The sequence below is a fragment of the Rhodococcus sp. P14 genome, assembly GCF_000256505.1.
In the GTDB taxonomy this organism is placed as follows: domain Bacteria; phylum Actinomycetota; class Actinomycetes; order Mycobacteriales; family Mycobacteriaceae; genus Rhodococcus; species Rhodococcus ruber.
On sequence record NZ_AJFC01000165.1, the window covers coordinates 1 to 9731 of the forward strand.

9 protein-coding genes are annotated in these 9731 nt (G+C 71.5%); all 9 read left to right on the top strand.

The window, feature by feature from the left end; translation table 11 throughout:
- On the top strand, positions 1–684 hold a 684-nt coding region (locus OEY_RS0111925; protein ID WP_010594101.1), incomplete at its 5' end, for an HpcH/HpaI aldolase/citrate lyase family protein.
- Positions 681–1952, top strand: a complete 1272-nt coding sequence (locus OEY_RS0111930; RefSeq protein ID WP_029540004.1) for a phosphoribosyltransferase family protein — start codon at positions 681–683, stop codon at positions 1950–1952. The genes OEY_RS0111925 and OEY_RS0111930, both read left to right, overlap by 4 nt.
- Positions 1949–3055, top strand: a complete 1107-nt coding sequence (locus OEY_RS0111935; RefSeq protein WP_029540005.1) for a cysteine protease StiP family protein — start codon at positions 1949–1951, stop codon at positions 3053–3055. The genes OEY_RS0111930 and OEY_RS0111935 overlap by 4 nt, the downstream gene beginning before the upstream one ends.
- A gap of 35 nt (positions 3056–3090) precedes the next feature.
- Positions 3091–3948 (top strand): hypothetical protein, encoded by an 858-nt coding sequence (locus OEY_RS0111940; protein ID WP_051009379.1) that lies wholly within the window; start codon positions 3091–3093, stop codon positions 3946–3948.
- A 17-nt stretch (positions 3949–3965) separates the two neighbouring features.
- On the top strand, positions 3966–5249 hold the full coding sequence (locus OEY_RS0111945) for a TerD family protein (RefSeq protein WP_010594103.1): 1284 nt from the start codon (positions 3966–3968) through the stop codon (positions 5247–5249).
- Between the two features lie 273 nt (positions 5250–5522).
- Positions 5523–7085, top strand: a complete 1563-nt coding sequence (locus tag OEY_RS0111950; protein WP_010594104.1) for a long-chain-fatty-acid--CoA ligase — start codon at positions 5523–5525, stop codon at positions 7083–7085.
- Positions 7082–8140, top strand: coding sequence for an MBL fold metallo-hydrolase (locus tag OEY_RS0111955; protein WP_010594105.1), 1059 nt, complete (start codon positions 7082–7084; stop codon positions 8138–8140). The genes OEY_RS0111950 and OEY_RS0111955 overlap by 4 nt, the downstream gene beginning before the upstream one ends.
- Before the next feature lie 4 nt (positions 8141–8144).
- Positions 8145–9020 (top strand): LysR family transcriptional regulator, encoded by an 876-nt coding sequence (locus tag OEY_RS0111960; protein ID WP_010594106.1) that lies wholly within the window; start codon positions 8145–8147, stop codon positions 9018–9020.
- A 4-nt stretch (positions 9021–9024) separates the two neighbouring features.
- Positions 9025–9731: LysR family transcriptional regulator (locus tag OEY_RS0111965; RefSeq protein WP_043805300.1), on the top strand; the 707-nt coding region annotated here is incomplete at its 3' end.

Genomic DNA, 9731 nt, shown 5'->3' on the forward strand with positions numbered 1-9731 from the left:
ATGCCGGTGCTCGAATCCGCCGAGCTGGTGCACCGGCAGACCCGCGACGGCGAACTCCAGCAGATCGCCGCGCTCCTCGCCGGGCACCGCGACCGCGTGCTGGCCGTGCGGATCGGCGCCACCGACATGTGCGGCACCTTCGGCATCCGCCGCGACCGCGACCTGACCATCTACGACGTGCGGGTCGTGGTCGACGTCATCGCCGACGTCGTCAACTACCTGGGCCGCACCGACGGCACCGGATTCGTCATCACCGGTCCGGTCTGGGAGTACTTCGCCGATCACGAGCGCATGTTCCGCCCGATGCTGCGGGCCACGCCGTTCGCCGAGCACGACGCGGTGCTGTTCCGGCAGCAGCTCGTCAGCCGGGATCTCGACGGCCTGCTGCGGGAGATCGCCCTGGACCGGGCGAACGGCATCCAGGGCAAGACCGTGATCCACCCCTCGCACGTGGCGGCCGTGCACGCGCTGTCCGCCGTGACGCACGAGGAGTACCACGACGCGATCGACATCCTCGGCGGTGACGCGGGCGGCGTACAGGCCTCCGGATACCGCAACAAGATGAACGAGCGGCGCCCGCACCGCACCTGGGCGGAGCAGACGTTGCTGCGCGCGTCGGTGTTCGGCGTCACCAACAAGGGAGTGACTTTCGTGGACCTGCTGACGGTACTGGTGGACCGGTGATCACCGGAGTGCGGTCGCCTTGGGCGACGGAACAGTTCGGGCTCGAGCTGCAACACCTGGCGTCGGCCACCGGCGACACCGTGCCGGACCTCGTCGTGCCGGGACTGCGCCGCAATCCTCGTCGCGCGCACCTGCTGGTCTCCACCGTCCTCGGCAAGCACATCCCCACCGAACCGGCCGCGGTGATCGGCGCGGGCGACCGGCTCGGCGATCTCGTCGCGGACCTGCTCGGCTCCGCCGCGTCCGATGCGGTGGTCCTCGGTTTCGCGGAAACCGCAACGGGACTGGGCCATTGCGTGGCGAGCCGGTTGCGGGCACGTTGCTACCTGCACTCCACCCGCCGCGACGTGCCCGGCGCCGGCACCTTCGCCGGATTCGAGGAGGGCCACTCGCACGCCACGTCGCACCTGCTCCAGCCGACGTCGCCGGAACTGTTCGCCAACGACGCGCCGCTGGTCCTGGTGGACGACGAGATCTCCACCGGGGCAACCGCGGTCGATGCCATCCGGGCCCTGCACCGGCACAGTCCCCGCGCCCGGTACGTCGTCGCGTCGCTGGTGGACATGCGCACCGCCGAACACCGTCGCGCCGTCGCCGAAGCGGCCGCCGGGCTCGGTGTCCGCATCGACCACGTGAGCCTTGCGACGGGGCACACCGTTCTCCCCGGCGGACTCACCGAGCGGGTGGGCGCGCTACCGGACCCGGACCTGAATCCGGTTGCGCCGGAACGCGGCACCGTCGATTTCGTCACCCTGCCGTGGCCGGCGACCGTGCCCGACGGCGGCCGGCACGGGTTCCTGCACACCGACACCACGGCCTTCGACACCGCGATCGACCGCACCACCGACGCCGTGACCACCGCCCTGACCCCGGGACGCCCGGTCGTCGTCGTGGGTCACGAGGAACTGATGTACCTGCCGCTGCGCATCGCCGACGCGCTCGCCGGCAGGGGGGTTGCCACGCGATTCCAGACCACCACCCGTTCCCCCGCATACGTCCGGGACGTGCCCGGCTACCCCCTGCGCCGCGGATTCACCTTCACCGCACCCGAACCGGACGACGTCCCGCGCTATCTCTACAACGCGCGGTGGCCGGAAGGGGAAGGCGCACAGCTGCTGCTCGTGCTCGACGACCCCGCCGACACCGACCGTCTGCGCGCCGACGGTGGCCTGCTCGACGTGCTGACCGCCGCCGGGGAGGACGTGGTCGTGGCCGTCGTGCCCGCCACCGATCCCGCCGTGCTGCGCGCCGACCGGGAGGAACGATGACGACCCCGTTGACCGGGCCCGGCTTCGGCTCCTACGCCCCGGACGAGGTGAGCTGGCTCCTCAAGGACCTCTCACACGTCGCACTCGAGGCCGACGTCGCCGAACGCGAGCGCCGCATCCAGGCGGGCCTCGCCCACTACGCCGAGTCGCTGCCGATCGAATACCAACCCGATGCCGCCTACCGCGAGCTGTTCGACAAGGTGCTCGCCGCGACGGCGGGGCGCCTCGCGCACGCCGTCGGCACCGTCACCGAACTGCTGCTCGCCGAACGGGGCCGGGACCTGACGCTCGTATCGCTGGCCCGCGCAGGCACTCCCGTCGGGATCCTGATCCGCCGCTGGGCGCAGCGGCACCACGGACTGAACCTGCCGCACTATGCGGTGTCGATCGTGCGGGGCCGTGGGATCGACTTCGCCGCCCTCGACCACGTGACGGCACGGCACGATCCGGCCTCGGTGGTGTTCGTCGACGGCTGGACCGGCAAGGGCGCCATCGCCCGGGAACTCACGGCGGCACTGGCCGAGTACCGGGCCGCGGGCGGCCCGGAGCTTTCCGACGACCTCGCCGTGCTCGCCGACCCCGGGTACTGCGTGCGGACCTACGGCACCCGCGACGACTTCCTCATCGCCTCGGCATGCCTGAATTCCACCGTGTCCGGACTGGTTTCACGCACCGTCCTCAACGACACCCTGATCGGTCCGGGCGAGTTCCACGGCGCGAAGTTCTACGCCGTCCTCGCCGGCGAGGACGTCTCGGCCGTCCTCCTCGACACCGTCGCGGCCGAGTTCGGCGACCGGGACGCCGCGGTCACCGCCGCCGGGAACATCCTGCGCTCCGATCGCACCCCCACGTGGGCGGGCTGGGAGTCGGTGGAGAAAGTGCGGGCCGAGTACGGCATCTCCACCGTCAACCACGTCAAACCCGGTGTCGGCGAGACCACCCGGGTGCTGCTGCGGCGCGTGCCGTGGCGGGTGCTGGTCCGCGAGGCCGACGCCGAGGAGCACGCGCACATCCGGATGCTCGCCGCAGCCCGCGACGTGCCGGTGGATGTCGTTCCCGACCTGGCGTATTCGTGCATGGGCCTGATCAAGGATCTGCCGTGACCACCACCCTCGTCGCCACCGACCTCGACCGCACGATGATCTACTCGCGCGCCGCGATGGGCGAATCGCCCGTCCCGGACGGCGATCTGGTGTGCGTCGAGCACTACGACGGCGCGCCCCTGTCGTACCTGACCGTCACGTCCGCGCAGGGCCTGCGCGACCTGGCCGCCGCGGCGGTGGTGGTGCCGACCACCACGCGCACCCCGGAACAGTTCCGGCGCATCGACCTGCCCGGTGCGCCGTGGCGGTACGCGATCACCAGCAACGGCGGCATGATCCTCGCCGACGGGGTACCGGACGCCGGATGGCGACGGACGGTGGACACGGCCGTGCGCACCGAGGGCGCCGGACTCGACGAGGTCACCGCCGAACTGCGCCGCCGCATCTCCGACGACTGGGTGCACAAGTTCCGGGTCGCCGACGAACTGTTCTGCTATCTCGTGATCGACGTCGCCGCGCAACCCGTCGGCTTCCTCGACGAATGGGACCACTGGTGCCGGCGCCGCGGATGGAACGCGTCTCAGCAGGGCCGCAAGCTGTACACGATGCCGTCGGCGGTGTGCAAGAGCCGCGCGGTCGCCGAGGTCCGCCGACGTCTGGTCGACGACGGCACGCTCGTCCCGGACGCCGTCGTACTCGCCGCCGGGGACGGCGCGCTCGACGCCGAGATGCTGACCGCCGCCGACGCCGCGATCCGGCCGCGCCACGGCGAACTCGAGGCGCTGGACTGGCGGCACCCGACACTGACGGTGACCCGGCAGGCGGGGATCCGGGCCGGCGAGGAGATCCTCGCCTGGTTCGCCCGATCCGCCCGGATCGGCGCGGCTTCGTACAGTGACAATGACGCCCCGCATTTCCCGAGACCGAGTTTCCCGAGACCGAGTTTCCAGTAACAGTGAGGACCCCACCCGTGCCCGTATCTCTCGCCAAGGGTCAGAACGGCCCCCTCACCGCCACCGACGTCGTCGTCTCCGTCGAGCTGACCACCCCGGCCGACCTGTCCGCGCTGCTGGTCAAGGCCGACGGCAAGGTGCGCTCCGACGCCGACTTCGTCTTCTTCAACCAGCCCACCGGCCCGGGCGTGCGGCTCGTGCCCGGCGCGCCCGGCCGGGCCGCGTCGCTGGCCGTGTCGCTGAACCAGGTGCCGGCGGACATCGACCAGGTGCGGGCGGTCATCACCCTCGACGACGCGTCGAGCAGCTTCGGCCGCTTCGCCCCGCCGACCGCGCGGGTCGCCGACACCGCGGGCACCGTCCTCTACGAGTACCGGATCGACGGACTGAGCAGCGAGTCGATCGTGATCGCCCTCGAGCTGTACCGGCGGCAGGGCACCTGGAAGGTCCGAGCCGTCGGCCAGGGCTACGCGGGCGGATTCGCCGCGCTCGTGACCGACCACGGCGTGAGCGTCGACGACGCGCCGGCCGCCGCCCCGCAACCGGCGCAGCCCGTCCCGCCTGCACCTCCGGCAGCGCCGCCCGTCCCGCCGGCCTACGCCACCCCGCCGGCGACCGCCCCGCAGCCCTACCCGCAGCCGGCACCGCCGCAGCCGTACGTGCAGGCCTCCGCGCCGCAACCGGCGCCGGACGCCCAGCCCGAGGTCAGCCTCACCAAGAGCCGGCCCGTCAGCCTCGTCAAGGGCCAGAAGGTCACCCTCCGCAAGGAGGGCGGCGTGGCCCTGACCTACCTGCGCATGGGGCTGGGCTGGGACCCGGTCGCGAAGCGGGGCCTGTTCGGCAATCGTGCCGCCGACATCGACCTCGACGCGTCGGCTGTGCTGTTCGCCGACCAGAATCTCGTCGACGTCGCGTACTACGGGCAGCTGCGCTCCAAGGACGGCTCGATCCAGCACCAGGGCGACAACCTCACCGGCGAGGGCGCCGGCGACGACGAGGTCGTGCTCGTCGACCTCACCCGCGTACCCGCCCACATCACGACCGTCATGTTCATCGTCACCTCGTACAAGGGCCACACCTTCGAGCAGGTCGCGAACGCGTTCTGCCGGCTGGTGGACGGCACCAACAACGCCGAGCTGGCCCGCTACACCCTGCAGGGCGGCATGCCGTTCACCGGCATGGTGATGGCCAAGGTGTACCGGCAGGGGCAGGACTGGAAGCTCCAGGCCATCGGCGAGGGGATCCAGGCCAAGCATCCCGGTGAGGCCGCGCCGCAACTCGGCCGGTTCCTGGTGTCCTGACGCCGTGACGGGGAGATTCACGGCGCTGGGGCGCTGAGCCCGGGGTCGAACCGGACATCCGCGCGGGGTTGTGCTCCTTGCGCGCGTCCGTACCCGCGCAAGAAGCACTTCTACGCGCAGGGACAGTCGCCCATTGCCCGACCCCCGACATAGGCACTCGCTATCGGTCGCTGTGGATCTTGGACTTTGTCCCCTCGACGCGGCGGTGGTCGACTGATCGGGCACGGCGGGCCCGGCATCGAGGCGCTCGCCGAACGGAACGAGGAGTGTGATGTGAGCGGTCTGCACCTTCCGCAGCGGGTCCGGCAGCACGCGGCGGAACGGCCGGACGCACTCGCACTGACCTGCGGCGACACCACCGTCACCTTCGCCGAGCTCGACGGGCGCACCAACCGGGTCGCGACCGCCCTGAACGGGCTGGCCCGGCGCGGCGGGCGGATCGGGGCCCTGCTGCGCATGCGCCTCGAGGCCGCCGAGACGTTCGTCGCCTGCGGGAAGGCGGGGCTGGTGTTCGTCCCCCTGAACTGGCGGCTCACCCCGGCGGAGGCCGCCCGCATCGCCGAGGACGCGGAACTCGACGTGCTCGTCGTCGAATCCGGGTTCGCCGCGGCAGCGGAGGCGATCCGTGCCGCGCTGCCCGGCCTGCCCGTCGTCCTCGTCGACGCCGAACCCGGCGACGAGCTGCTGCCGGGGGCGTGGACGTGGCAACGACTCGCCGGTAGCGGCACGGACGACGATCCCGGCCGCGGCGACGATCCCGACGCGGTCCTGTTGCAGCTCTACACCTCCGGCACCACCGGCACGCCGAAGGGCGGGCTCATCACGCACCGCAACCTCCACAACGACGAGGAGGGGCAGCGCATCTACCACTGGCAGCCCGAGTCGGTGGCGCTGAACGCGATGCCGCTGTTCCACATCGCCGGCGCCGGCTGGCTGAGCACCTGCCTGTCCGCCGGGGTGCACGCCGTCCTGCTCGGCGAGTTCCATCCGCGCACCGTCGCCTCGCTCGTCGAGCAGCATGGCATCACCCACGCGTTCCTGGTGCCCGCGACCGTGCAGATGCTGCTCGACCTGCCCGACCTGGACTCGTTCGACCTGTCGAGCCTGCAGCTGATCTTCTACGGCGCCTCCCCGGTCACCCCGACGATGCTGCGGCGCGCCGTGCGCACCCTCGGCTGCGGCTTCGTCCAGCGTTACGGGATGACGGAGACGAGCGGGTCCGTCACCGCACTGCGCGTCGAGGACCACGACCCGACCGGTCCGCGCTCCTACCTGCTGCGCTCGGCGGGCCGCCCGATGCCCGGGGTGGAGATCGCCATCCGCGACGTCGTGACCGGGGAGGACCTGCCGGTCGGACAGTCCGGCGAGATCGTGTGCCGCTCCCGGCACAACACGTCCGGCTACTGGCGGCGCCCGGAGGAGACCGCGGCGCTGTTCACCGACGACGGGTTCCTGCGCACCGGCGACGCCGGCCACCTCGACGAGGACGGCTTCCTGTTCGTCACCGACCGGGTGAAGGACATGATCATCACCGGCGGCGAGAACGTCTACCCGATCGAGGTGGAGTCGGTGCTCGCCGAGCATCCCGCCGTCGCCGAGGTCGCCGTGATCGGGGTGCCCGACCGCAAGTGGGGCGAGGCCGTCACCGCCGTCGTGCGGGTGGCCGACGGTACCGCCGCGCCGGACGCGAGCGAACTGGTCGCGTTCACCATCGGCCGGCTCGCCTCCTACAAGAAGCCGCAGCGCATCCACTTCGTGAGCGAGCTGCCGCGCAACGCCGGCGGCAAGATCCTCAAACGCACGCTGCGCGACAGCCTCGCGGAGGACGTGTCATGACGGCGGTCGAGGTCGTCGGCGTCGTGCAGCAGGAGGCGTGGCGGCGCGGTGAGCTGCCGCCGGTCGAGCAGGTCCGGCCCGGGCTGTGGTCGATTCCCGTGCCCATGCCGAACAATCCGCTGCGCTACGTGCTGGTCTACGCCCTGGCCCTGCCCGACGGCCTGGCCCTGATCGACGTCGGCTGGGACTCGGAACAGTCCTGGCAGGCCCTGGTCGACGGGATCCGGCAGACCGGGCACGACGTCACCGAGGTCCGGTTCGCGGCGATCACCCATCTGCACCCCGACCATTTCGGTCTGGCGCCGCGGCTGCGCGAGGTCAGCGGTGCCGCGCTGGCGATGCACGCCGCCGACGCGTCGCTGCTCGGCCACCACACCGCGACGGACCGGGAAGGGTACGCCGCGTCGTGGGCCCGGCAGCTGGCCCGGCTCGGAGCGCCCGAGGAGGTCCGATCGGGCGAGGTCATGGAACTGGTCCGCTTCGGGCCGTGCGAATCGCTCGACGTCGTACTCGACGACGGCACCCCCCTCGACCTGCCCGGCTGGGATCTGCGCGCCGTGTGGACGCCCGGCCACACCCCCGGTCACCTGTGCTTCGTCGACGACACCCACGAACTGGTGTTCAGCGGCGACCACATGCTCCCCCGCATCAGCCCCAACATCTCCACCATCCCGGGTGAGCTGCCGAATCCGTTGCACCGCTACCTGCTGTCGCTGCACGCCACCGTCGGCCTGCCCGACGGTGAGGTCTTCCCCGCGCACGAATACCGTTTCCGCGGTGTCGCTTCCCGGGCGCAGGCGCTGCTCGGCCACCACGAGGAACGGCTGGACGAGATCGCCGACGTCGTCTCCCGGCATCCCGGATCCACGGCATGGGAGGTCTCCACCCGGATCTCGTGGTCCCGGCCGTTCGAGACGATGTCGCCGCGGCTGCGCCGGCTCGCGGTGCGCGAGACCGACGCCCACCTGCTGGTTCTCGCCGACCGGGGAGTGGTCACCGGATGCGGCACCGATCCGGACCGCTGGACGCCGGCCGTGGCCACCCCCGTACGATAAGCGAGTGGACCTTCACCTCATCACCTACTTCGTCGCGGTCGTCGACCGAGGTGGGATCACGAAGGCCGCCCAGTCCCTCTACATTTCGCAACCGTCGCTGTCGCAGGCCATCCGGACTCTCGAACGTCGGCTCGGCACAACCCTGTTCGACCGCACGGGACGCCGGCTCACGCTGACAGAGGACGGACGCCGCCTCGACGTAGCGGCCCGCCGGATCCTTGCCGACGTCGAGCGTGCGAAGGCGAAGGTGGCCGCGGTACGCGAACTCGTCTCGGGCCGCGTCGACGTGGTGACGTACTCGTCGTTCTCCTTCGATCCGATGATCGAGCTCGCGCGCCGCTTCCGTGATCGCTACCCGCACATCCTGGTGCGGATCGTCGACGCGGACGGCCCGGGCGGTGTGCACACCGCGCTGCGACGCGGGGAGGCCGAGATCGGGGTGACCGACCTGTCGGTCGAACACGCCGGCATGATCACCGTGCCGCTGTTCGAACAGGAACTCGTGCTCGCCCTCCACCACGACCTCGCGGCCGACCTGCCGGATCCGGTCCCGCGCGTCCGTGTGCGGGACGTGCCGCTCGTCGTCGATGTCGGTGACCGCACCAACGCAGCGAAGGCCGGTGAGCTGCTCGCCGAGAACGCCGCCAACGTCGTCGTCGACTGCGCCCACCCGGCGGCGACGTGGGAGCTGGTGTGCCTGGGCACCGGCGCGACGGTGGTGCCCAGGCCGGTGGCCGAACAGCAGATGCCCACGGTGACGGTGCGGCCCCTGGAACCGCCGCTGACGCGGCCGGTCGGGCTGGTGCTGCGTGCGGGTGAGCCGTCGCCGGCCGCGGCGGCGTTCCTCGAGGTCGCCTCGACACTGCGACAGGGAGCGTAGGACTGTGGATTTCCGGCAGGTGGAGTACTTCCTCGCGGTCGTCGAGAACAACGGCATCAACGGGGCGGCGGCCGCGCTCGGCGTCGCACAGCCGACGGTGTCGCAGGCGCTGCGCAGCCTCGAACGCGAACTCGGCGTCGAGCTGTTCCACCGCATCGGCCGCGGCATGGTCCTCACCGCAGCCGGGCGCAGCCTCGTCGGCCCGAGCCGGCAGATCCTGCGCGACGTGACCGCCGTCGAGGAGTTGCTGACCACGTCCGACGGCGCGGTCGCGGGCCGGCTCGACATCATGGCGTTCCCGTCGCTGTCCGTCGGACCGCTGGTGGAACTGATCGCCCGGTTCCGGCGCGAGTATCCGAAAGTGGCGGTGCGGCTCTCGCCGCTACGCGACGAGGAGCAGGTCGCGTCGTTGATTCGCGATGGCCACTGCGAGTTCGTCGTCGCGCACCTGCCGCTCGAGGGCGGTGACGGACTCGAGGTGATCGAACTCGGCGAACAGGAGTACTGGCTGGCGTATCCGCCGGGGTTCGAGGTTCCGGAGGGCCCGATCCACCTGTCCGAATTGCCGGACATTCCCATGGTGTTCGCGCCGACGGGCGCCTCGATGGTCGACGCGGTGGAATCGGCACTGCGCGCGGCCGGCGCCCGGCCGGAGATCTCCGTGCTCGTCGGCCAGCGCGAGGTCCGGCTGCCGATGGTGGCGGGGGGGGG